The 22,847-nt window shown below is 34.6% G+C and carries 18 protein-coding genes and 1 tRNA gene; 11 read left to right on the forward strand and 8 right to left on the reverse strand.

The genetic code is table 11. The features are described from left to right. Positions 1–43: 43 nt before the first annotated feature. Together QOX03_RS04330 and QOX03_RS04335 are read right to left on the reverse strand one after the other, a co-directional pair. Complete coding sequence (locus QOX03_RS04330; protein ID WP_283671663.1) at positions 44–751, reverse strand: rhomboid family intramembrane serine protease; 708 nt, start codon at positions 749–751, stop codon at positions 44–46. A 90-nt stretch (positions 752–841) separates the two neighbouring features. Next, complete coding sequence (locus QOX03_RS04335) at positions 842–1,807, reverse strand: ATP-grasp domain-containing protein (RefSeq protein WP_283671664.1); 966 nt, start codon at positions 1,805–1,807, stop codon at positions 842–844. 174 nt (positions 1,808–1,981) lie between these two features. On the opposite strand from QOX03_RS04335, the gene QOX03_RS04340 reads away from it, so the two are divergent. From QOX03_RS04340 to QOX03_RS04355, 4 genes are all read left to right on the forward strand, one after another. Next, a complete protein-coding gene (locus QOX03_RS04340; protein WP_283671665.1) occupies positions 1,982–4,495 on the forward strand; it encodes an ATP-dependent Clp protease ATP-binding subunit in 2,514 nt (837 codons plus the stop codon). Positions 4,496–4,536: 41 nt separating this feature from the next. Then, positions 4,537–5,133, forward strand: a complete 597-nt coding sequence (locus QOX03_RS04345) for a glutathione peroxidase (RefSeq protein WP_283671666.1) — start codon at positions 4,537–4,539, stop codon at positions 5,131–5,133. A 25-nt stretch (positions 5,134–5,158) separates the two neighbouring features. Beyond that, on the forward strand, positions 5,159–5,863 hold the full coding sequence (gene bshB1 / locus QOX03_RS04350) for a bacillithiol biosynthesis deacetylase BshB1 (RefSeq protein ID WP_283671667.1): 705 nt from the start codon (positions 5,159–5,161) through the stop codon (positions 5,861–5,863). Positions 5,864–5,930: 67 nt separating this feature from the next. Continuing rightward, positions 5,931–6,004: transfer RNA gene (locus QOX03_RS04355), tRNA-His, on the forward strand. Positions 6,005–6,345: 341 nt separating this feature from the next. Here the strand turns inward: QOX03_RS04355 and metF are convergent. From metF to QOX03_RS04375, 4 genes are all read right to left on the reverse strand, one after another. After that, complete coding sequence (gene metF, locus QOX03_RS04360; protein WP_283671668.1) at positions 6,346–7,299, reverse strand: methylenetetrahydrofolate reductase [NAD(P)H]; 954 nt, start codon at positions 7,297–7,299, stop codon at positions 6,346–6,348. Positions 7,300–7,494: 195 nt separating this feature from the next. After that, positions 7,495–9,996, reverse strand: coding sequence for a M1 family aminopeptidase (locus QOX03_RS04365; RefSeq protein WP_283671669.1), 2,502 nt, complete (start codon positions 9,994–9,996; stop codon positions 7,495–7,497). 105 nt (positions 9,997–10,101) lie between these two features. Then, on the reverse strand, positions 10,102–12,522 hold the full coding sequence (gene thrA, locus QOX03_RS04370; RefSeq protein ID WP_283671670.1) for a bifunctional aspartate kinase/homoserine dehydrogenase I: 2,421 nt from the start codon (positions 12,520–12,522) through the stop codon (positions 10,102–10,104). Between the two features lie 47 nt (positions 12,523–12,569). Beyond that, positions 12,570–13,505 carry an alpha/beta fold hydrolase gene (locus tag QOX03_RS04375; RefSeq protein WP_283671671.1) on the reverse strand — a complete coding sequence of 312 codons (936 nt, stop codon included), beginning with the start codon at positions 13,503–13,505 and terminating at the stop codon, positions 12,570–12,572. Between the two features lie 561 nt (positions 13,506–14,066). Between QOX03_RS04375 and QOX03_RS04380 the strand changes: the two genes are divergently transcribed. Genes QOX03_RS04380 through QOX03_RS04410 form a run of 7 tightly spaced genes read left to right on the forward strand, consistent with a single transcriptional unit; the run spans position 14,067 to position 20,332 of the window. Further along, on the forward strand, positions 14,067–14,399 hold the full coding sequence (locus tag QOX03_RS04380) for a phage holin family protein (protein ID WP_119058079.1): 333 nt from the start codon (positions 14,067–14,069) through the stop codon (positions 14,397–14,399). A gap of 49 nt (positions 14,400–14,448) precedes the next feature. Then, positions 14,449–14,853: a hypothetical protein gene (locus QOX03_RS04385; protein WP_283671672.1), complete on the forward strand. Its 405-nt coding sequence runs from the start codon at positions 14,449–14,451 to the stop codon at positions 14,851–14,853. Between the two features lies 1 nt (position 14,854). Beyond that, complete coding sequence (locus tag QOX03_RS04390) at positions 14,855–16,024, forward strand: cysteine desulfurase family protein (protein ID WP_283671673.1); 1,170 nt, start codon at positions 14,855–14,857, stop codon at positions 16,022–16,024. Positions 16,025–16,073: 49 nt separating this feature from the next. Continuing rightward, a complete protein-coding gene (gene dnaX, locus QOX03_RS04395) occupies positions 16,074–17,168 on the forward strand; it encodes a DNA polymerase III subunit gamma/tau (RefSeq protein ID WP_283671674.1) in 1,095 nt (364 codons plus the stop codon). 50 nt (positions 17,169–17,218) lie between these two features. Continuing rightward, positions 17,219–17,821 (forward strand): DUF8439 domain-containing protein, encoded by a 603-nt coding sequence (locus QOX03_RS04400; RefSeq protein ID WP_283671675.1) that lies wholly within the window; start codon positions 17,219–17,221, stop codon positions 17,819–17,821. A 38-nt stretch (positions 17,822–17,859) separates the two neighbouring features. Then, complete coding sequence (locus QOX03_RS04405; protein ID WP_283671676.1) at positions 17,860–19,638, forward strand: AMP-dependent synthetase/ligase; 1,779 nt, start codon at positions 17,860–17,862, stop codon at positions 19,636–19,638. Next, positions 19,628–20,332: an SIR2 family NAD-dependent protein deacylase gene (locus QOX03_RS04410; RefSeq protein WP_283671677.1), complete on the forward strand. Its 705-nt coding sequence runs from the start codon at positions 19,628–19,630 to the stop codon at positions 20,330–20,332. Before QOX03_RS04405 ends, QOX03_RS04410 begins: the two co-directional genes overlap by 11 nt. Before the next feature lie 196 nt (positions 20,333–20,528). Here the strand turns inward: QOX03_RS04410 and rocD are convergent, their stop codons facing one another. Both rocD and QOX03_RS04420 read right to left on the reverse strand, forming a co-directional pair. Further along, positions 20,529–21,776: an ornithine--oxo-acid transaminase gene (gene rocD / locus QOX03_RS04415; protein ID WP_283671678.1), complete on the reverse strand. Its 1,248-nt coding sequence runs from the start codon at positions 21,774–21,776 to the stop codon at positions 20,529–20,531. Between the two features lie 324 nt (positions 21,777–22,100). Next, on the reverse strand, positions 22,101–22,766 hold the full coding sequence (locus QOX03_RS04420) for an HAD family hydrolase (protein ID WP_283671679.1): 666 nt from the start codon (positions 22,764–22,766) through the stop codon (positions 22,101–22,103). Positions 22,767–22,847 lie beyond the last annotated feature (81 nt).

The raw sequence follows: 22,847 nt of genomic DNA on the forward strand, positions 1-22,847 counted from the left end.
ATCAATTTTATAGCGAAAAATAAAATCAGATTTTCTTTATTCCCTATTCTGTGCTTTTTATCTTATTCTCCTCATTTTCAGATTCCAAATAGCGTTGCCAAAGCTCTTCATCTTTTTGCGGATTATAATTTTTTTCTTGCCACGCCCAGCGCTCTTTCTGCGGGCCAATGTTCTTCCAAATCAATGCAAATGAAGTCCCCACAAGTGCACCAGCAGCATGACTCTCCCACGAGATATTTGCTTGTTCTGCTGAGTAGCGAATTACTTCTTCTGGGAAGATCCCCCAAAGCATGCTCCCATACAAAAAAACAACAATTAATGAAACGGCAATCAAAGGTAATGAGCGCCGAAATATTCCACTGGAAAAAACGAAACTAGCCAAAACATAGACTAATCCACTGGCACCAATATGGCAACCGATGCCAGTATCTGAAGGCAAAAGCCCTAAGTCTGCAAAAAACCATACCAAAGTTCCCGTCAGCAACCAACCGAATATGATGAGTAAATATGCTACTTGCCGATAAAATGAAAAAATCATAAACCCTAGCGTGAGGATAGGAAAGGCATTACTGAAGAGATGCTTCCAACCACTATGGAACAGCGGAGCAAGCAAAATCCCTCTCAATCCCTGTACATAGCGAGGAATAATACCAAAACAGCCCGTGGGCTTAATAAGTTGAATGATAATCATTAGCACGACTAATGCTAAAGGCACTAGGTAAGCTTCACGACGAATGGATGATTGCTTCATTATTGGCTGAAATCATAATTTATTCCAAAAAGAGGAGAGCAAGACAAATATTCAGTAATGATGAAATTTTTTAAGCCTTAAAAAAAATTATTATTTTCTTAATAAATGAAAATATAAATCCCTTACAAAAGTCCAAAAATTAGGCGTTTTAAAACCATCTTTAAGATGAGAATGAGCAATTTTTTCTTGAAGTTTTAAATGCTTGTAAATTTCTCTAAAGGCTTGAGAAATTGAATAACTAGGGTCATAAATATGCGTAGGTTCAGAATTCACCCCATTGATTTCAATGACTTTAAACACTCCTTTTTTGAAAGCTTTAACAGAACTTGTTTTGACATCAAACCGCCCATAATAAAAGCCTGGAATCTGTTGCGCTACAAAATCAATATTTTTTTCTAAGGCTTTAGAAAAATAATTATTCCCATCCAGAAAAGTAGTTCCACGATTGTGATTTCCTACTTCTTCTATCACTAATTTTTCGTCAGGTTGCAGAATTAAATTCAGCTGATTTTTGTATTTTCGGAGTAAGCGATGCCGAGATAAAAAAGCTTTCTCATCTTTGTAAATGAATTGCTCTAGACTTGTTCTCCCGTCCCCATAGAAAGTCAAAAAACGCTTGGCTGTAATGGAAATGATTCCCCCCCTTTTTTTAGGTATTTTAGAGTAAAAAACACCAAACTCTAGAGGAGAATTATCATATTCTTGGTAAAAAATTTCCCCTTGAAATTGGATTTTATCCAAATCTTCTTTTTTCTGAACAACGTGCACATTTTTACCCCTTTCACCTTGGTCTGGCTTAGCTATGATAGGAAATTCAGCAGTAGCTAAACTTTGAATCTCTTTGAGCTGAAAGGGAAAAGGAACTTTTTGATTGATAGCTGATTTGGAATAATTAAACAAACCTCCGTAGTGGATTCCAGGATTAGCTGCTGTGAAATAGAGTAAACTTCTGTTTTTTAGACTGAAATATAAATACAAAGGGGTAAAAGGTAAATACAGAATGTAAAACGGCCAATATTCAAATTTATAATATTTCTTTAAACGGTATAGAAACATAAATTTATTTTTTTTATGCCAAAATGACATCTTATAAGTTTATGGAAGTGTTAATTTGGCAAATTTGGAAAATTATTTCAAATAAATTATTAAATTTCAAATAAAATTGCTCATTTAATAAAACGGCACAGAAAGTGCATTTGGATGTAATATATAAAATAGAGAAATCATAAAATGAACGATAATTTTTCACAGCGAGTAAAAGATGTTATTTCCTATAGCAAAGAGGAAGCCATTCGCCTAGGGCATTCCACCATTGGGACAGAACATTTACTACTCGGGATTTTGAGGGAAGGCGCTGGCAAAGCCATTAAGTTGCTGACCTCACTAAATGTAGATTTAAATCAAGTTAAAAACAAAATAGAAAATTTATCTCCGAAAGAGGAACAAAATTACGATACTCACCAAAATTTACAACTAACTAAACAAGCTGAACGTGCACTGAAAACTACGTTTTTAGAAGCTAAATTACACCACAGCCCAGCGGTAGATACAGCGCATCTGCTACTTTGCATTCTTAGGAATGAAACAGATCCTGTGACTAAGTTGATGGATAAGTTTGGGATAGATTATGAAACGGTGAAAGAGGAATTTTATTTCCAATTTGAGCAAGGAGCGACGCCTCAGGCAAGTGCTTCTTACCCAGAAGATGAAGAGGATGATAGCAAAACTTCAGGGCGGCCATTGGGCGGGGGAGGAGCTAAATCTTCTGCGACTACACAAAAATCAAGAACGCCAGTATTAGATAACTTTGGACGTGATTTGACTAGTTTAGCATCGGAAGGGAAATTAGACCCTGTGATAGGGAGAGAAAAAGAAATTGAGCGTGTCTCACAAATTTTAAGTCGTAGAAAAAAGAACAATCCGCTATTGATTGGCGAACCTGGCGTGGGCAAATCTGCCATAGCAGAAGGCTTGGCGTTGAGGATTATTCAGCGCAAAGTTTCACGTGTTTTATACGATAAACGTGTGATTACGCTAGATTTAGCCAGTCTCGTAGCTGGAACAAAATACCGAGGACAGTTTGAGGAGCGAATGAAAGCCATTATGACTGAATTGGAGAAGAATGATGATATTATATTGTTTATCGATGAGCTGCACACCATTGTAGGGGCAGGTGGAGCGACAGGGTCGTTGGATGCATCGAATATGTTTAAACCCGCTTTAGCACGAGGCGAAATTCAGTGTATTGGTGCTACAACTTTAGACGAATACCGCCAGTACATCGAGAAAGATGGTGCTTTAGAACGTCGTTTCCAAAAAGTAATAGTGGAACCAACCAGCTCAGAAGAGACCATTCAGATTTTAAAGCAAATCAAAGACCGCTACGAAGATCATCACAATGTAATTTATACAGACAAAGCGCTAGAAGCTTGTGTGAGTTTGACTTCACGATATATCACAGACCGTTATTTGCCAGACAAAGCCATTGATGCGCTAGATGAAGCAGGTTCTCGCGTGCATATTAAAAACATCAAAGTCCCCCAAGAGATTTTGGATTTAGAAGAAAAATTAAATAAAGCTCGTGAAGAAAAAGAAATTGCTGTAAAATCTCAAAAATACGAAGAAGCCGCTCGTCTACGAGATAACGAAAAAGAGGCTGAATCAGAACTCAAAAAAGCACAAAACCGCTGGAAAGACGAAGCCGAAGAAAATCGTGAAACCGTAGATGAAGACAACGTGGCAGAAGTGGTATCGATGATGAGCGGAATCCCAGTGCAACGTGTGGCAGAAGGAGAAATGAAGAAACTGGCAGAAATGACTAATGTGATTCAATCAAAATTAATTGGCCAAAACGAAGCTGTAGAAAAAGTTGTAAAAGCTATTCAGCGAAACCGTGCTGGGCTGAAGGACCCCAATCGCCCCATTGGATCATTCATTTTCTTAGGAACAACAGGCGTTGGTAAAACGCAGTTAGCCAAGGTTTTAGCTAAGGAATTATTTGATTCAGAAGACAGCTTGATTCGGGTAGACATGAGCGAATACATGGAGAAATTTGCAGTTTCTCGTTTAGTAGGAGCGCCTCCAGGCTACGTGGGCTATGAAGAAGGCGGGCAATTGACCGAGGCGGTGAGGCGAAAGCCGTATTCTGTCTTGTTGCTTGATGAAATTGAAAAAGCACATCCCGATGTGTTCAATATTTTATTACAAATTTTGGACGATGGACACGTGACCGATAGTATTGGACGAAAAATTGATTTCAGAAACACCGTGATTATTTTAACATCCAATATCGGAACTCGGCAACTCAAGGAATTTGGCGATGGGGTAGGCTTTGGAACAGCTGCACGAATGGAAAGTGTTGATGAACGCGCAAAAAGTACAATACAGAATGCATTGAAAAAAAGTTTTGCTCCCGAATTCCTCAACCGAATTGATGATGTCATTATTTTTAACGCTTTAGAAAAAGAAGATATTTTAAAAATCATTGATATTGAATTGAAAAAACTATATTCCCGCTTAGGGGACTTAGGTTATCAAGTAGAGTTGACTGATGAGGCAAAGAACTTTATTGCTGAAAAAGGTTTTGATAAAGATTACGGAGCTAGACCGCTGAAAAGAGCCATCCAAAAATACATTGAAGACCCATTGGCAGAGGAAATAATTAGCGGTAAAGTTAAAGAAAAAGATCACGTTACGATTCAATTAAATGAAGAAAAAAACGGAGTTAAAATTGAAATTTTATAAAAAAATATTTAAAAATTTTTAAGCCTTAAAAAAAAATAATTATGAAGAAGCATTTAATAACAATTGTTAGTTGTATAATTTTATTTTCTTGTGAGAAAAAACAATCAAATCAAAGCACCCCAGAGATAGCAGAAATACAAGAAACAGAGCCCAAAGAAAAACTAAGTTTTTTTGATTTTACTGTAAAGGATATTGATGGAAATGATTTTGATTTAAAGCAATTGAAAGGAAAAAAAATTTTGGTAGTAAATACCGCTTCTGAATGTGGATTTACATCACAATACGAAGATTTACAAAAATTGTATGAAGCGTATAAAAATCAAAATTTCACGGTTATTGGGTTCCCAGCGAATGATTTTGGCGAGCAAGAACCTGGTGATAATCAGAAGATTAAACAATTTTGTACACAACAATTCAAAGTAACTTTTCCGATGATGAGCAAAATATCGGTAATAGGAGAGGAGCAACATCCATTGTACCAATTTCTGACTCAAAAAAACAAAAATGGAAAAATGGATTCGGAAGTCAAATGGAATTTCCAAAAATATTTAATCAATCCAGACGGAAGCTTGGCAGAAGTTTATTACTCAAAGACAAATCCAATGGATGAGGAAATTCAAAGTTGGATAAAGTCATAAAATTTATAAAGCCTTAAAAAATAATATGAAATTAGATGTATTAGCGACTGGACCACACCCAGATGATGTTGAATTGGGCTGTGGCGGCACGTTGCTAAAATTAGCTACCCTAGGGAAAAAAACAGGTATTTTTGATTTGACGCGAGGAGAGTTAGGCACGCGCGGAACGCCTGAAATTCGATTGCAAGAAGCCGAAAAAGCTGCAGAGCTACTAAACGCCGAGGTAAGAGAAAATCTAGAAATGCGAGATGGTTTTTTTGAAAATAATGAAGAAAATCAATTAAAAGTTATTCAAATCATCAGAAAATATCGCCCAGAAATTGTACTAGCTTCAGCATTAGAAGATCGCCATATAGACCACGGGAAAGCTGCTAAATTAGTGCATGATGCTTGTTTTCTCTCAGGTTTGAAGAGTATAGACACGGGACAAGAAGTATGGCGGCCAAAGCATATTTTCCATTACATGCAATGGCAAAATTTTCAACCAGACTTCATCGTAGATATTTCAGGGCATTTGGATCAAAAAATAGAAGCCTGTTTAGCCTATAAATCACAATTTTATAACCCTGAAAGTCAAGAACCAGAGACAGCAATTTCAGCTCAAAATTTCTTGAATTTAATTCGTTCTCGGGCAGAAGACTTAGGGCGTTTAATTTGGAAAGAAGCAGGCGAAGGCTTCCAAACCCAAGCAGCTTTGGGAGTGAGTTCTCCGTTAGATTTTTTACACTAAATTTAAATTTGCAGATATTTTTTGTGAATAAAAGAAGATTTAGTATATTTGCATCCTGATTTTCATGGTGGCTGTAGCTCAGCTGGTTAGAGCGCCGGATTGTGGTTCCGGAGGTCGTGGGTTCGAAACCCATCTGCCACCCTTTTTTACCCCACTAGTAGATAATAATTGTTCTATTAGTGGATTTTTTTTTATTGATTTAATTTTTAAGCTTTTTAAGGGGCATAAAACAAAAAGTACGTAAAATTAACGTGAATAATGGATAAGAAAAAGTTGTAAAAAAGGAGTAAGATATTTATATTAGTATTTGAATAACAGTTAATTACAATAAACACTTACTTCTATATGCGAAGATGAAATTACAGAAATTCATGTAACTATCGATGATTTTAACCAACTTTTTGAAAAAGAAATCTAATGAAGCTATTTGGCTTAGCCATTTTACTGGCTAAAGTCTAATTTTCTGAAAAATTTTTTAAGGCTTAAAAAAATTCTTTTACTACTTCTTCCACATTTTTAGCTTTGCCCATAGAATAGAAATGTAATGCTGGGACGCCAAAGTCTAATAATTCCTCACATTGTTGGATACAGTGCTGAATACCAATCGCTTTAATTTCTTTGGTGGTTTTGGCATTTTCAATATCATCAATTAGATTTTGAGGCAAATCAATATGAAATCTATGCGGAATTATATTTAAATGCCTGTGTGTGCTAATCGGCTTCAGGCCAGGGATTATCGGCACATGGATCTCTGCTGCACGGCATTTTTCTACAAAATCAAAATATGCTTGATTATCAAAAAACATTTGCGTGACAATGTATTCTGCTCCAGCATCAATTTTTTGTTTCAGATATTTCATATCATTCTGTAAATTAGGAGCTTCCATATGCTTTTCGGGATAGCCTGCCACACCAATTTGGAAATTCGTTTTGTTGCTAGTGGTGTGCCCGTCAATGTATTTGCCATTATTTAAATTCACAATTTGCTTCACTAATTCATTTGCAAAGCGATTACCGTTGGGATGAGCAGAAAAATAAGTTTCGTGCGGTGAGGCATCTCCACGAAGTGCCATAACATTCTGTATTCCAATGAAATTTAAATCAATTAACATGTTTTCTGTATCTGATTTAGAAAATCCACCACACAAAATATGCGGAATAGTATCTACGCCAAATTTATGCTGAATAATACTGCTCGTCCCTAGTGTTCCTGGTCTTCTGTTGATAGAATGTTTGGTTATCCTCCCATCTGGGAACTCGTTGTAAACCAATTCTTCTCTGTGGTAAGTTACATCAATAAAAGATGGATTGTATTGCAAAAGAGGTTCAATGTTTTTCAATACAGAATCTACATTTTCACCCTTTTTAGGCGGGAGAATTTCAAAAGAAAAAAGTGTTTTCTCTTTTGCATTTTGAATATGTTCTGTTACTTTCATGTTTTTGGGTATTTAATGAATTCGTTGACTAATTTTTGCAATTTATAATTTGTTCTAAAATCTGTTTTAAATGTTTTTTTAATATAGTTTTGGTCAAAACTTAAATAGCAGCATTATAATCATCTAATTCATCTTTTGTACTAAATCTTCTGCTCCAATTTCTGTGAAAAAACACAAAATATTCGTGAATAGGTATTAGTTGCTAATGGTATTAACAGCATTTTCTAAAATTTCTACTTGTTTTTTTAAACTTTCTGTGGGATTTTTAGCAAAAGTTGATTTCTTTTTGCGCAGAGCTTCCTTAGCCATATTTTGCAAGAAAGGAATAACTTCTGGCTGGCTATTTTTCAGGTATTGGTAATATTGTTTATAAATCTCTGCTGCTCTGAATGTTGCGGTATGGCTATCGGTTGTCATGATCCAGTCAAAAGCTTTTTGAGCTACATTAGAAAACTTGGGTTTTTGATAGGGGATAAGCTGATAAATTGCAGCCAATTCTGCAATAGAACGCTGGTGAGAGAGCTCCTTTTTTTCAATCCATTCAGGTAAGAAAATTTCTAGTAATTCTGCACTTCCAACGATAACTTCATTGTCTAAACCTCTTGCTTTTTGAATAGCATTCTCACGGTCATGGCTCATCAAGTAGTTTAGGGCAGCACTTTGTACAGCATAACTTGGTGACTTTAGTGAATGATTAAAAATATCTATAAATGCAGGGTCATTGATTTGATTCAAAGCACGTAACGCAGCTGCTTTCACTAAAGTTTTATCGTCATATTGTGCTAAATATTTTAATTTTTCTAAAGCTTTAATTTTAGTTCCTTCATTAGAAACATCAAGCATTTCAATCGCCTTTATGCGTAAACCAAAATAGGGGTCGTCCAAGGCAGCAATGATGGCTTTTAAAGCTAAAGAATCAATGTTTTGTGTTTGCCCAAGTTGCTCTAAAGCTAAAAATCTTGAAGTATATTCGTCTTTAGCCCAAAGATACTGGTGAGCATATTGTTGCATGTTTTTTTCCTCTTCAATTTCTGCCACAATATCATAGTCTGCATTGACTATAACTAAATCGGGTTGTCGCTGAACATCAAAGGTAAAAGAATTGAGTTCTTGATTTTTGACCCAGACATAATGGCGCTCTTTTTCTCCGTTGAAAAATAAATCAATTGCTAAAGGAAATGCGAATAAAGGTGAATTCTGAGTTTGGCGTAAATTTATTTTGATTTGATTATCCAAATTTTCTGTTATCACTTTCAATTTTGGATGACCGTGCCCAAAAAACCATTGATTGAAAAACCAATTGAGGTCTTTTCCTGAAACTTTTTCTAATTCAATGCGTAGCATATGTGCTTCTGCGGTAGAAAATTCATTATTTTTTAAATAATTTTTTAAGCCTTCAAAAAAAGCTTCATCACCCAAGAAACTTCTCAGCATGTGCAGAATATAGCCACCTTTGTTGTACGAAACTGCATCAAACATATCGCCAGAATTCTCGTGATGAAAACGTACCAAATCTTTGTTAAAATTATCTCCCAGCAAGTAAGCGCTTAAATCCTTCCAGCGATGAGCATCGGCATAATCTTTTCCGTAAGCGTGCTCTCGCCATAGATATTCGCTGTAATTGGCAAAAGATTCATTCAGTGTTAAATTTGCCCAGCTTTCAGTCGTTACTAAATCGCCAAACCAGTGGTGCGCTAACTCATGAACGATGACATCTTCCCAAATGTTTTCATCAATCAATGCGCCTCGCTTTTGCTGTACAACTTCCATGTGAGAAACAGCTGTGGTATTTTCCATCGCTCCGCTAATGAAGTCACGCACAGCCATTTGTGAGTATTTATCCCATGGGAATTCGTAACCAAATTTTTCTGAAAAAAAACTAATCATCACAGGAGTTTGGCCAAAAATATCTTTAGCAACATCAGCGTAAGGCAATTCCACGTAATAATTAACAGGTTTACCCTTCCATTGGTCTTTGATTACAGCAAAATCACCTACACCCATAAAGAATAGGTATGGTGCATGTTTTTGCTTTTGAATCCAAGTATCGGTACGCGTTCCGTTATCATTTTTCTTAGTATCGGTCATCGTTCCATTAGACAAAGTCACAAACTCATCAGGAACTGTAATAGCGATTTTTTGTGTTGTCTTTTGATTAGGCTCATCAATTGTTGGGAACCAAACCGAACTGGATTTTGGTTCACCTTGTGTCCAAGCTTGTATCGGTTTACTCGGGTCTTGTTTTTTAGAATTGATGAAATAAAGCCCTTTTTCGCCACTGATAGCCTGGTTGCCTTCACCTTTAATTTCATTAGGTTGGGCTGTGTATTTGATGAAAATTTTATACGTTTGATTTCTATTGTATTTTTGGTCTAACTGTATGTTTAGCTTACGCTCATTATAGCTGTAATTCAACTTCTTCTTCCCAATCGGGTTGACGAGTGCCACCTCATGAATAATCATTTTTTGAGCATCTAAACTCAAGGAATCAGTCGGGTAGAAGTGGGGTTGTAGTGTGATTTCCGCAGTGCCATAAAGCAATTCTTTCTCAAAATCCAACTGCACATTTAAATCGGTGTGAACAAGCTTATTAATTTTTTCGGCTTCAGGTTGATAAGTGCTATTTTTATAAGGCTTAAAATTTTGTCCCCAGCAAACTCCTGATAATAAAATAAATAGTAAAATTATATTTTTCATAAATACAAAAATAAATAAAAAAGAATGGTTTTAATTAGAGAATGCTCAAATAAGATGAAATTAATTACTTCAAAGCAAACATTTTCTTAAAAATTTAAAAGTGATTTAATCTAAAATTTCTGAAATTCGTAGCACATCACCAAAAACGCCACGAGCCGTAACTTTGGCACCAGCTCCAGCTCCTTGAATCACCAAAGGCTGGTCGCCATAACTTTCGGTATAGATTTCAAAAATAGAATCAGCACCTTTGATTTGCCCCAAAGCGGACGCCTGAGACGCTTTTACCAATTTCACTTCTAAACTGCTGGTTTGATTTTCATTATCCCATTGTAAATCACCCACATAACGCAAAACCTCATTATCTTGCAATGCATCTTTTTCTTGTTGATAAATCGGATTCATCTCGTGCATTCTTTCAAAAAACTCTTCTTTTGGAAGTGATTTTAAAGCTTCTGGAATTAAATTTTGAATCTGCACATCTTCAAATTCACTCGGAATTTTAAGTTCCCTTGCCAAAATCAAAAGTTTACGAGCCACATCATTTCCACTCAAATCTTCTCTTGGGTCTGGTTCGGTATAGCCTTTCTCTTTAGCTTCTAAAACTACTTCTTCAAATGTCTTATTTTCAATAGAATAGTGATTGAATAAATAACTCAACGAACCGCTGAAAACACCTTTGATTCGAGTAATATTTTCGCCTGAAAGATGTAATAATTTAATGGTATCAATCAACGGCAAACCTGCACCGACATTGGTTTCGTAATAATATTTTTTGTTGTTTCTTTTTAATACTTTTCTGAATTTTTGATAATCACTATAAGGCAACGTATTCGCAATTTTGTTTGACGAAACAATATCAAAACCATTTTCGGCAAACAAAGCATAGGATTTAGCCACATTTTCGCTAGCGGTATTATCTATCATGATTAAATTTTCTAATGCGTTTTGTTGAGCAAATGAAATTATATATTTTTGAATATCAGTATTTTGTGGTGTTTTTTTCTTTAATTCTTCCCAATTTTCTTGAACCCCGTTTACGGCCAAAAGTACCTTCTGTGAATTGGCTATAGCAAAAATTCTTAGATCAATATTTTTTTCTTCCAAAATAGATTTTCTTTGAACTAAAATCTGTTCAATCAGAGTTTTACCTACCAATCCGTGACCTATCACCGCGATATGAACTTTTTTCGGTTGGTCAAATAATTCGCCGTGAATGACCTGAATCGCTTTGTTCAATTCCTTTTCGGTTAAAAGCAAGCAAATCGTGTTGCCTGTAATTGTATTGTTAAACAATTTAGGCGTGATTTGATTTCGAACCAAAGAACGATAAGGCTTATCAAACTGATTGAGATTCAACCCAATAATAGCCAAAACACCTAAACCTTTTTCTGCAAAAATCTCATCTACATCACCTTTTTCAATATCTTCTTTAAATTCTTGTTTCAAACTTTTTACCGCTTTTTCTGCTTGGTCTTCGCTCACTACCATCGCAATACCACGCTCTGAAGAGCCTTGCGAAATCATTCCAACACTGATGTTATTATTTTGAAAGGCTTTAAAAATTCTTCCATCAACGCCCACTTTCCCAAGCAAACCTTTCCCTTCAAAATGAATCAAGGCTTTATTCTTTAACGAAGCCAAGGCACGCACCGTTTTATCTTCTGGATTAGCCGTGATTAAAGTTCCCGTTTGTGCATCATCGCCAAAGGTATTTAAAATCTTCAACGCAATATTCTTTTGCTGAAGTGGTTCTATAGTTTTGGCGTGTAAAATATTCGCACCAAATTGAGCCAATTCAGCAGCATCAGCATAGGAAAGTTGTTCGATTTTTACTGCTTCATGAATTTCATCAGGATTTCCAGTGAAAATTCCATCAACGTGCGTATAGTTTTCAAGCAAATCAGCATTCAAAAAATTTGCTAACAAAGATGCTGAATAATTGCTACCATTTCTGCCCAAAGTTGTACGTTCGCCATGGCTGTTTTTAGCAATAAATCCTGTAACAATCGGCAAAATATGAGATTCCAGTGAATTGAAATATGCTTGAGTTTTAGCTTCAGAAATAGCGAAATTTACTGCTGCATTGCCAAATTCATCATTCGTTAAAAATAAATCTCCTGCATCAATTGCCTTAGCCGCAATACCATTTTTTTCTAATTGAGCCGCAAGGTAATTCACGCTGATGATTTCACCGTAAGCTAAAATTCTATCTTGTGTTTTGTCCGAACATTCTTCTAGCAATTTGATGCCAGAAAGCAAAGTTTCTACTTCATCAAAATACTTTTGTAGTGAAATTAGCGATAAATGATTCTGTTTTGCTTGAAAATCAGCCCATTCAGCCGAAAAATCTTCTCCCTTTTTTGCCAAGGCAATCAAATGCAAGAGTTCGTCGGTTGCTTTTCCTCTTGCACTGACGACAATGGCTAAGTTAGTGTTTTGTTGGTAATTTCTTTGTATTATTTTTATAGTTTGCGAAATTCCTTTTCCGTTTTCTAAGGATTTTCCGCCAAATTTTATGATCTTCATAATTATTTAATTTTTATAAAAAAATGTTAATTTAAATTATTCTTCAATTATTCAAAAATGGGTTTCAGCATTTGGTTTAACTGCTCATATTCCATCAAAAAAGCGTCATGCCCGTGAATGGACTGTATTTCGTGATAATACACATTATTTTTTAAGCCTTTTAAAATTTTGTATGTTTTTCGGTTGCGTTCCGCGGTGAAAAACAAATCCGTATTTACTGAAACGATGTGAATATTACTTTTAATTTTATCTAAATCAGCTGCATTTGGTGCTACATCAATCGTAGAAATCAAATGATTCATCAATCGGTAAGCTTTTAGTTGAAAACGATTTTCGAGCGCTCTACCATGATAATCTAGCCAATCATTGACTTTGAACTCATTTTTTTCGGTATCGAACTGATTTTGGAAACGATGGTCGATAGAAAAAGGTGTTCGGTACACCAACATGGCGTTTACACGAGCGTCTTGGATTGGATTTTTAGAAAAATTCAAAATTCTATCTTGCAAATAACTTTGTGCACGCACCCAATCGCTCGTCTGAAAATCTGTGACTACTGGAATTAAATTTTCAAACAAATCAGGAGCATCATACGCCATTTGCCAAGCAATTGCGCCACCCAATGAGCCGCCAATCATGGTGTGAATTTTATTGATATTCAAATTTTTTAAGCCTTGTAAAAATAAATTAGAAATACACTTCACCGTGAAATCTTTATAATTATCTACCAAAACACCATCGTAGCCATTGCCTGGAATATTGAAAGCTAAAATTGTAAACTTTTGATTATCAATAATCTTACTGTCGCCGATTAAACTTTTCCACCAGCCTTTTTTGCCTGCCACGGTAGAATTCCCCGTCAGTGCGTGATTTACCAAAACAATGGGCGCATGCCCCAGCGGGCGGCCAAACGTCTCGTACGATAAATTTACCTGAAAAATTTCAGCATTTTTTGATTTAGTTGAAATTTTAATTTTTCTCATTATTTTTTTTTAAAGGCTTAAAAAAAATCCCTTGACATTGTATTGCCAAAGGGATTAAATAGAATTAGTTATTTAAATTTAGGCAATACACTTCTGTTGGAGCATCATTGTCTCCATCATCATTTGCATTGGCATATTTGGTTTGAAATTCATTTTTAGTTTAATTTAATCAAAAATAAAAAACCGCTACATATAATAATGCAGCGGCTCTTGGATTTTTATTAAAATTTAGACATTACCCATGCGCTGCAAGATTAAATTGCATCATCATAGACATTATCATATTTTGTACTCGTTGTTTCATTTTTGTACTTGCAAAGTAAAACAAAAGATTTGATATGAGCAACTTTTTATTTTATTTTCCAAAGGCAGGTTACTCAGTACTTTTATTATTTGTTTCTAAAGAGATATGAAAAAAATTTAATAAGCCTAAAAAAAAACTATTTATCACCTTTATTTATAAGATCTTATCATGCTAAGAATTAAAATCTGACGATTAATATGTTCACTAAATTTTTAAAAGCTTATTAAATTTTAGTAAATTTGACACCAAAAAAAATAATGAGTATTATTATCAATATTTTAATCACAGCGGTGGCTTCATATTTTTTAGCTAATGTTTTAAGTGGTGTTAGTTTTGGAAGCTTCACACAAGCCATCTTTTTTTCTATTGTTTTAGGGATTTTAAACGCCATCGTCAAGCCTATTTTAATTTTCTTCAGCTTACCCATTACTATTTTAACTTTAGGTTTATTTATCTTAGTTATCAATGCATTGATTATCTTAATAGCTGCTTATTTCCTAGATGGGTTCAATGTTAATGGATTTTGGTGGGCATTGATTTTTAGTTTGTTGCTCTCTTTAGTCACCTCAATTTTACAATCTTTAATTTAGTGTTTAAAAATATTTTAGGTTTAAAGGTGCTTTAATTTTTCACTCCTGCATGCAGCAGAAACTTAATGTGCCAGTGGAGGAAAGCAAACTTAAATTAGAAAAAATTTATACACAAAACCAGAATGGGTTGAATGAATTTAATCAAAAGCTTATTCATTCCGAAGAAGAATTTGAAAAAGAACTTCAGAAACGCAGAATTTCTTCTCATCAAGTTTCATCTGATATTGATTTTAATAAAAGCTCATTGATTATCATCGATTTAGGGATGAGAAGAAGCGGAGGCTATTCAGGTATTTTAGAAAATCCAAAAATCGAAAATCAAAATTTAGTCGTAGATTTAACCTTGTTTTCGCCTAGGCCTAATGATTTGCTTATGATGGCTTTGACTTATTCTACATTGATTTATAAAGTTAATACTACAAAAATTAAACAACTGATTGTAAACCCCAAATGAGATGAAAGTATATTTTGACAGTGCTGCAACTACACAAATGCACGAAGAAGTCATCGATGTGATGGTAAATGGAATGAAAGAAAAATTTGGTAATCCTTCTTCCACACATTTTTTTGGTCGTGAAAGCAAAGCAGAAATTGAAAAAGTTAGAAAAGATATTGCCAAATACACTGGGGTAAACGCTTCAGAAATTATTTTTACTTCTGGCGGTACAGAAGCAAATAATTTAATCATCAGAAGTGTAGTCGAGCATCTCGGTGTAGAGCGAATCATTACCAGTGTTTTAGAACACAAATGTGTGGCAGAAACGACAAAAGAAGTTTGTAGCAAAAAAGATTTAGAATTACTTTTATTACCCATCAAAAAAGATGGAAACCTTGATTTTGAAACCTTAGAAAAATACTTAAAAGATTCCCCAAAAAAGACATTAGTAACCCTAATGCATGCCAATAATGAAATTGGGAATATTTATGATATTGAGAAAATAGGGAAAATATGCGAAGAAAATCAAGCCTATTTCCACTCAGATATGGTGCAAACCTTAGGGCATTTCGCCATCAATCTCCATGAATTACCAGTGCACTTTGCTAGCAGTAGCGCCCATAAATACCATGGGCCAAAAGGTGCAGGTTTTGCCTACATCAAAAAAGGAACAGGATTAAAAGCTCAAATTACTGGGGGAGGACAGGAGCGGAATTTAAGATCAGGCACCGAAAATTTACACGGAATCTTAGGCATGGGGAAAGCATTTGAGATGGCTAATCAAAATTTTGACAATGAAATCAAAAGAATTAAAAGCTTAAAAAAATACACGATAAAAAAACTAAATCAAGCATTTCCTGATGTCATTTATAATGGAAAAAGTGCTGATCTAGAGGAAAGTTTATACACAATTTTAAGTGTTCTATTGCCGTTCCATGACTCATTGATTGGCTTTGAATTGGATCTAAAGGGCATTGCCGCTTCGCAGGGTAGTGCTTGTAGTTCGGGGGCGAGCAAAGCCAGTGCGGTAATTACTGCTTTGCATGATGCTTCTGTTTTGAAAGCGACTACACCTTTACGTCTTTCATTTAGTATTTATAATTCTGAGGAAGAAATAGATTATTTAGTTCAATCTTTGGTGGAAATCGCTGAAAAACAAAAAGCTAGAAATCAAGCAAAAGAAAATTAATTTTTTAAGGCTTAAAAAATTTTCAATATACGTATCTTTGGTCAGATTTATGGATAATTACGTTGTTTCAGCTAGAAAATACAGACCCCAAACTTTTGATGAAGTCGTTGGTCAGGAGGTAATTGCAAAGACTTTAGAGCATGCGATTGAGAATAATCATTTAGCTCAAGCTTTGTTATTTTGCGGGCCAAGGGGTGTGGGAAAAACAACTTGTGCAAGGATTTTAGCCCGAAAAATTAATGAATCTGCCACTGATGACAGCAAAGATTCTGATTTTACATTCAATATTTTTGAATTGGATGCAGCTTCTAATAACTCCGTAGATGACATTCGCTCGCTGGTTGACCAAGTGCGTTTTCCGCCACAGGTGGGGCAATACAAAGTTTACATAATAGATGAAGTTCATATGTTATCTAATCAAGCATTTAATGCTTTTTTGAAAACTCTAGAGGAACCACCAGCGCATGCTATTTTTATTTTAGCAACAACAGAAAAACACAAAATTATCCCGACGATTTTATCTCGATGCCAAATTTATGATTTTAAGAGAATTAGCATTATTGACATCAAGAATCACTTGAAGAAAATTGCTGCTCAAGAAAATATTGAATATGAAGATGATGCACTGCATTTAATCGCTCAAAAAGCAGATGGAGCTTTGCGTGATGCGCTTTCAATTTTTGACCGTTTAGTGACTTTTGGCAACGGAAATGTTTCGATGCAAGTGGTGACTGAGACTTTGAATGTATTGGATTACGAAACTTATTTCTCTGTAACACAACATTTAATCGGAAATGAAATCCCAAAAGTTTTGCTCCAATTGGAAGAAATTTTACAGAAAGGTTTTGATGCTCAATTATTTATCAGCGGATTGGGAAGCCATCTAAGAGATTTGCTCGTAGCTAAACATGCTGAGACGCAATCGCTATTGGATGTGGGTGAGAAAACAGCTCAAAAGTATTTGAAACAAGCTCAAATTTGTAATTTAAATTTTCTATTGCAAGGTATTGAAATTTGTAATAAAGCTGATATTGATTATAAAAACTCTAAAAATCAAAGACTTACAGTTGAGTTAGCTTTAATGCAATTAGCGAGTTTGACGGCAGAGGATAATACAATCTTTAAAAAAAAAAGTTTAGAATAATCCCCTCTATATTTTTTAAGACTTCTAAAAAAGAGCAAAAAATTACTGCTATGCCAGCTCAGGAAAATTTGGCTGAAGCTGGGAAAAATGTTTTGCAAGAAAATATAATCTCAAAAACAGAAACCAGTGGCAATGAGCTACCTACAGAGCCTAAAAAAATGGCTATTCGCAGGCAAAATCCGATTTTTAGCATTAATGCAGAGGCGGAAAAATTAATAGCAAAAAAAGAGGAGAGCGATATAGCAAAAGTGGAGAAAGAGCTGCCTAATGAAGAGTTCACCAAGCATGATTTTCTCCGACTTTGGAATGAGTTTTTAGAAAAAATTAAAAATCATAACCGCCCAGCTTTTAACGTTTTGCAAACGGCAGAATGGGAAATCAATAAGAGTAATGATATTGTATTGAGCTTTGATTCTGAGTCGATGGCAATTGAGTTTGAAAATTTGAGAGAGCAATTTGTGATTTTCTTTAGAGAAAATTTAAATAATTATTACATTCAAATATTAAAGAAAGTAAAGGATGAAGCTTCAGATAAAAAGCACATCAAATCACGGCGAGATATTTTTAATGAAATGGCTGAAAAAAATGAAAATTTATTAAGGCTTCAGAAAATTTTTGATTTAGATATTGATAACACTCCGAGATATTTTTAAATTTTTTAGTACTTTGCAATCATTATACTTCATAACAGATGGAAATTAAACGACTTTTTGATATATTATACAACCAACAGGAAAAACAAAATTTGGAAGTTTGTTTGGCGAAAAAAACTGGGGAAACATGGAAAACTTACTCTACGCAAGAATGTATTGACATCGCAAATAGCGTAAGTAGAGGACTACTTAAAATTGGGATTAAAAAAGGTGATAAAATTGCTATCGTGGTAGATAATAACTGCCCTGAGTGGAACTTTTTAGACATTGGTATTCAGCAGGTTGGGGCTGTTTCTGTTCCTGTATATTCTACAATTTCTGCCGAGGAATATGAATATATTTTCAACGATGCAGAAGTGAAAGTCTGTTTTGCCTCAAATTTAGAATTAATCTCTAAAGTTTCAGAAACTCAAAAGAAAACACCTTCATTAGAATATATTTACAGTATAGAAAAATTACAAGACTTTTCTCATTGGGAAGAAATTTTAGATTCAGGCAAGAAAAATGAAAACCAAAATGAAGTAGAACAAATCAAAAATAGTGTAAAAGAGGATGATTTAGCTACACTGATTTATACTTCTGGCACGACTGGCAAACCAAAAGGAGTAATGTTAAGTCATAAAAATTTAGTCTCGAATGTGATTGCATCTCGTGAACGAATTCCGCCACTGGGCGAAAAACCTAAGGCTTTGAGTTTTTTGCCAATTTGCCATGTTTTTGAGCGAATGATAATTTATTTGTATCAATACAGTGGAATTTCTATTTACTATGCAGAAAATATGGATAAAATTAGTGATAATTTAAAAGAAATTTCTCCACAGGTTATGACGGTGGTGCCTAGAGTTATTGAAAAAGTCTATGGGAAAATTTATGAAACAGGTATGAACTCTGGAACTGTGAAAAGTAAAATTTTTGCATGGGCTTTAAATCTAATTGAAGATTATGACCCTTTGAAAAAAAATAAACCTCTCTCTTGGTATTTAAAATATAAAGTTGCTAACAAATTGGTATTCAGTAAATGGAGAGAAGGTTTAGGAGGTGAAATTGTGACTTTAGTTAGTGGTAGTGCTAAACTATCAGAACAACTAAACCGAATGTTTTGGGCGGCAGGTATTCCAATTTTAGAAGGCTATGGGTTGACAGAAACTTCCCCCGTGATAAGCGTAAATTCATTTAATAAAAATGGATTTGAGGTTGGGAGTGTGGGTAAACCACTCAAAAATGTAGATGTGAAAATAGCTGAAGATGGCGAAATTTTAGTAAAAGCACCGAGTGTTTTTAAAGGATATTATAAAAATCCAGCGAAAACAAAAGAAGCTTTCACTCCAGAAGGCTATTTTAAAACTGGAGATATAGGCGTGATAAATTCAAAGGGTATATTAAAAATCACCGATCGGAAGAAACAAATCTTCAAAACCAGTGGTGGGAAATACATTGCTCCAGAACCGATTCAGAATAAGATGCTAGAGATTCCATTCATTGCACAAATTATGGTGGTGGGCGAAGGGCAAAAGATGCCGTGTGCTATCATTCAGCCAAACTTTGATTATATCAGAAATTGGGCAGAGAAAAACAATCTAAATCTAGATTTAGACCCCAAGAAAATTACTGAAAATAAACAAGTTATAGATGAAATTCAGAAAGGAATTGATGACAAAAACAAGCATTTTGGGCATTGGGAACAAGTGAAACGCTTTGTTTTGACTCCAGAAGAATGGACGATTGATAATGATTTATTGACTCCAACGCTGAAGATGAAACGAAAAAACATCAAAGAGAGATACATTGATCTCTATAACGAATTGTATGAAAATTAAACCCAAAATAGTCGTACTCACAGGTGCTGGAATCTCACAAGAAAGTGGATTAAAAACCTTTAGAGACTCGGGAGGTTTGTGGGAAGATTATGATATTTCTCAAATTGCAACGCCAGAAGCCTTTGAAGAAAATCCTAAATTAGTTTTAAAATTTTATAATTTAAGAAAAAAACAACTCAAAGATGTAGAACCCAATGCAGCTCATTATTTTTTGAAAACCTTAGAAGATGATTTTGAGGTGATTATCATTACACAAAATGTCGATGATTTACATGAAAGAGCAGGCTCAAAAAATATTATTCATTTGCATGGCGAACTCAAAAAAGCACGCAGCGTGTTCAATGATGAAATTGCTTTCGAATACGAAAAAGATATTCAATGGGGTGATTTACACAGCGATGGCGGGCAACTGCGTCCGCATATTGTTTGGTTTGGGGAAGCAGTCCCTCAGATGCAAAAAGCAATAGAAGAAGCCCAAAAAGCAGATATTCTTTTAATAATTGGAACTTCTCTGCAAGTTTACCCAGCAGCGGGTTTGGTGCATGAGGTAGCGACAAATGTTCCAGTTTATTTGATTGACCCTTCTCCAATTGAATTCCCTAGTTTTAACCGAAAAATTCATCATATTCAGAAAAAAGCAATTGCGGGAATAGAAGAATTAAATGAAATTTTTAAATTTTTTTTAAAGCCTTAAAAAAAACATACTTTTATAAATATAAAATTCAATTCGGAAGAAAAAAATCCAATAATCTCTGTTTTCCATCTTGTTTCACAAACCAAAAGAGATTAAAATTCATTAAGATAAAATGTGTGAAAAAAAAAGCTGTCTCAAAATTTATTGAAACAGCATTTTTTCTATTTTAGTTCAAAAGAGACATTAAATAAATTTTTTAAGCCTTAAAATTTTCTATGGTTTCTCTAATGATACGAAGACAATCCAACAATTGCTCTTCGGTAATTACCAATGGCGGGGCAAAACGAATGATATTCCCGTGTGTTGGTTTTGCTAATAATCCGTTGTTTTTCAGTTTTATACAAATATCCCAAGCCGTAGAACTTTCTTCCGTATCGTTTATGACGATGGCGTTCAACAGACCTTTCCCTCGAACTTTTGTGAGAAGATTTTGATTTTCATCAACAATTTTTTGCATCTCTTGTCGGAATAAATTCCCTAGTTTATAAGCTTTTTCGGCTAAATTTTCATCTAAAATAACCTCAAGAGCAGCCGTTGCCACAGCACAGGCCATCGGGTTCCCACCAAAGGTAGAGCCATGCTGCCCAGGTTGAATGACATTCATAATTTCATCGTTCGCTAAAACAGCAGAAACTGGGTAAACACCCCCTGAAATCGCTTTACCCAGCGTTAAAATATCAGGTTTTATATTTTCATAGTCGCACGCCAACATTTTGCCTGTACGAGCAATTCCTGTTTGAATTTCATCTGCAATGAAGAGCACATTGTGTTTTTTACACAAATCATAGCAAGCTTTCAAATACCCATCTGAAGGCACATAGACGCCAGCCTCACCCTGAATCGGTTCTACTAAAAAGCCAACTACATTTGAGTTTTCTTGCAAGATTTTTTCTAAAGCTTCAGCATTATCATATTCCACGCTGATGAACCCAGAAGTATAAGGCCCAAAATCATCACGAGCATTATCGTCGTTGGAGAAAGAAATAATGGTGGTTGTTCGCCCATGGAAATTCCCTTTGGCTACTATAATCACAGCTTTTTCTTCGTCTACACCCTTTTGCGTATAGCCCCATTTGCGACAAATTTTTAATGCAGTTTCTACTGCTTCTGCGCCCGAGTTCATCGGTAAAACTTTATCAAAATCTAAAAGTTCAGTGATGTATTTCTCGTATTTCCCCAATTCTGAATTGTAAAAAGCTCGAGAAGTAAGCGTTAACTTCTCCGCCTGATTTTTTAAGGCTTGAATAATTTTGGGGTGGCAATGCCCTTGATTTACAGCCGAATAAGCGGATAAAAAATCATAATATTTTTTTCCTTCAACATCCCACACAAAAACACCTTCTCCTTTTTCTAAAACAACTGGAAGCGGATGATAATTATGAGCACCGTGCTTATATTCTAAATCTATATAATATTGTGAATTTTGATTGTGAGTATTTCCCATAAAGATTAAATTTTATTTGTTTTTATAATGTTCTAAATCAAAATTACTAAAATTAAGACAATTTATTAGCGAATTTGATAAATTAATTAATGATTTGACTTAATTATTCTTCGTTTGGCTTATCTATGTACCCGCTCAAGAGTATAATGAAATTTATAAAAAAGAAATTGTGAAAAAAATAGAGGAAATATATGGCAAGGTGCTTAGGTTTCTGATTAGAAACGGCAACCAATTTTATTTTTTTCTTTAATCTCTACGGCAGTGTGCATAGGTATTAGAATTTCCCTTATTTTATTTAAAATCAGCTAGATAAAAGAACAAAAATTAATGTTTAGTAATTAATCCATTCAATTTTTTTGCGTCGATTTCTGAGAAATCAGAAATAACTGTTCCAGCCAAAGAATAATCTTGATTATGGCTATTCTTACTCCGATAAGCTACAGCGTAAATTTCTGCTGCATGAGCAGCTTTTAACCCGCTGGTAGAATCTTCTATCACGATGCATTCTGATTTTTGAGCCTTGGCTAATTTTGCTGCAATTTCAAAAATTTCTGGGTGAGGTTTTGATTCTTTGAGTGAAGCACCACTAATTTTATCAGTAAAATAGGGGGTGAGCTCAAATTTTTCAAAAACCCAGTTTATCGTATTCATGCTTGCTGAACTGGCTAAAATCAACGTAATATTATTTTGGTATAAATTTTTAATTAAATCTAAAACACCAGGAATTAAATCAAAATTTGGGTCGTTATCAAATAAATGTTTAAAAAACTTTCTTTTAACATTAATCAGCTCTTGAGGTTGATTTTTAAGTCCAAATTTATCTATCAGAGTTTCACAGACATGTTGCGTTGATTTCCCCGTAAAGGTCTGGAATAATTCTTCTGAAACTTCAATATTAAAATCATTAAACATTGAATAATAAGCTTTTCTATGCAATGGTTCTGTATCGACAATCACTCCATCCATATCAAAAAGTACTGCTTTGAGCATTTTCTTTTGTTTTTCACAAAGATAAAAAAATATAATTAACAACGAATTAACAAATTTGATAAATTTATGGAATACCTTTTG

This window comes from Candidatus Ornithobacterium hominis, assembly GCF_951229915.1.
Taxonomy (GTDB): domain Bacteria; phylum Bacteroidota; class Bacteroidia; order Flavobacteriales; family Weeksellaceae; genus Ornithobacterium; species Ornithobacterium hominis.

Coding starts and splice junctions, on each gene's coding strand:
- QOX03_RS04330 (WP_283671663.1), bottom strand. CDS start 751: ATGAAGCAATCATCCATTCGTCGTGAAGCTTACCTAGTGCCTTTAGCA.
- QOX03_RS04335 (WP_283671664.1), bottom strand. CDS start 1,807: ATGTTTCTATACCGTTTAAAGAAATATTATAAATTTGAATATTGGCCG.
- QOX03_RS04340 (WP_283671665.1), top strand. CDS start 1,982: ATGAACGATAATTTTTCACAGCGAGTAAAAGATGTTATTTCCTATAGC.
- QOX03_RS04345 (WP_283671666.1), top strand. CDS start 4,537: ATGAAGAAGCATTTAATAACAATTGTTAGTTGTATAATTTTATTTTCT.
- bshB1 (WP_283671667.1), top strand. CDS start 5,159: ATGAAATTAGATGTATTAGCGACTGGACCACACCCAGATGATGTTGAA.
- metF (WP_283671668.1), bottom strand. CDS start 7,299: ATGAAAGTAACAGAACATATTCAAAATGCAAAAGAGAAAACACTTTTT.
- QOX03_RS04365 (WP_283671669.1), bottom strand. CDS start 9,996: ATGAAAAATATAATTTTACTATTTATTTTATTATCAGGAGTTTGCTGG.
- thrA (WP_283671670.1), bottom strand. CDS start 12,522: ATGAAGATCATAAAATTTGGCGGAAAATCCTTAGAAAACGGAAAAGGA.
- QOX03_RS04375 (WP_283671671.1), bottom strand. CDS start 13,505: ATGAGAAAAATTAAAATTTCAACTAAATCAAAAAATGCTGAAATTTTT.
- QOX03_RS04380 (WP_119058079.1), top strand. CDS start 14,067: ATGAGTATTATTATCAATATTTTAATCACAGCGGTGGCTTCATATTTT.
- QOX03_RS04385 (WP_283671672.1), top strand. CDS start 14,449: ATGCAGCAGAAACTTAATGTGCCAGTGGAGGAAAGCAAACTTAAATTA.
- QOX03_RS04390 (WP_283671673.1), top strand. CDS start 14,855: ATGAAAGTATATTTTGACAGTGCTGCAACTACACAAATGCACGAAGAA.
- dnaX (WP_283671674.1), top strand. CDS start 16,074: ATGGATAATTACGTTGTTTCAGCTAGAAAATACAGACCCCAAACTTTT.
- QOX03_RS04400 (WP_283671675.1), top strand. CDS start 17,219: ATGCCAGCTCAGGAAAATTTGGCTGAAGCTGGGAAAAATGTTTTGCAA.
- QOX03_RS04405 (WP_283671676.1), top strand. CDS start 17,860: ATGGAAATTAAACGACTTTTTGATATATTATACAACCAACAGGAAAAA.
- QOX03_RS04410 (WP_283671677.1), top strand. CDS start 19,628: ATGAAAATTAAACCCAAAATAGTCGTACTCACAGGTGCTGGAATCTCA.
- rocD (WP_283671678.1), bottom strand. CDS start 21,776: ATGGGAAATACTCACAATCAAAATTCACAATATTATATAGATTTAGAA.
- QOX03_RS04420 (WP_283671679.1), bottom strand. CDS start 22,766: ATGCTCAAAGCAGTACTTTTTGATATGGATGGAGTGATTGTCGATACA.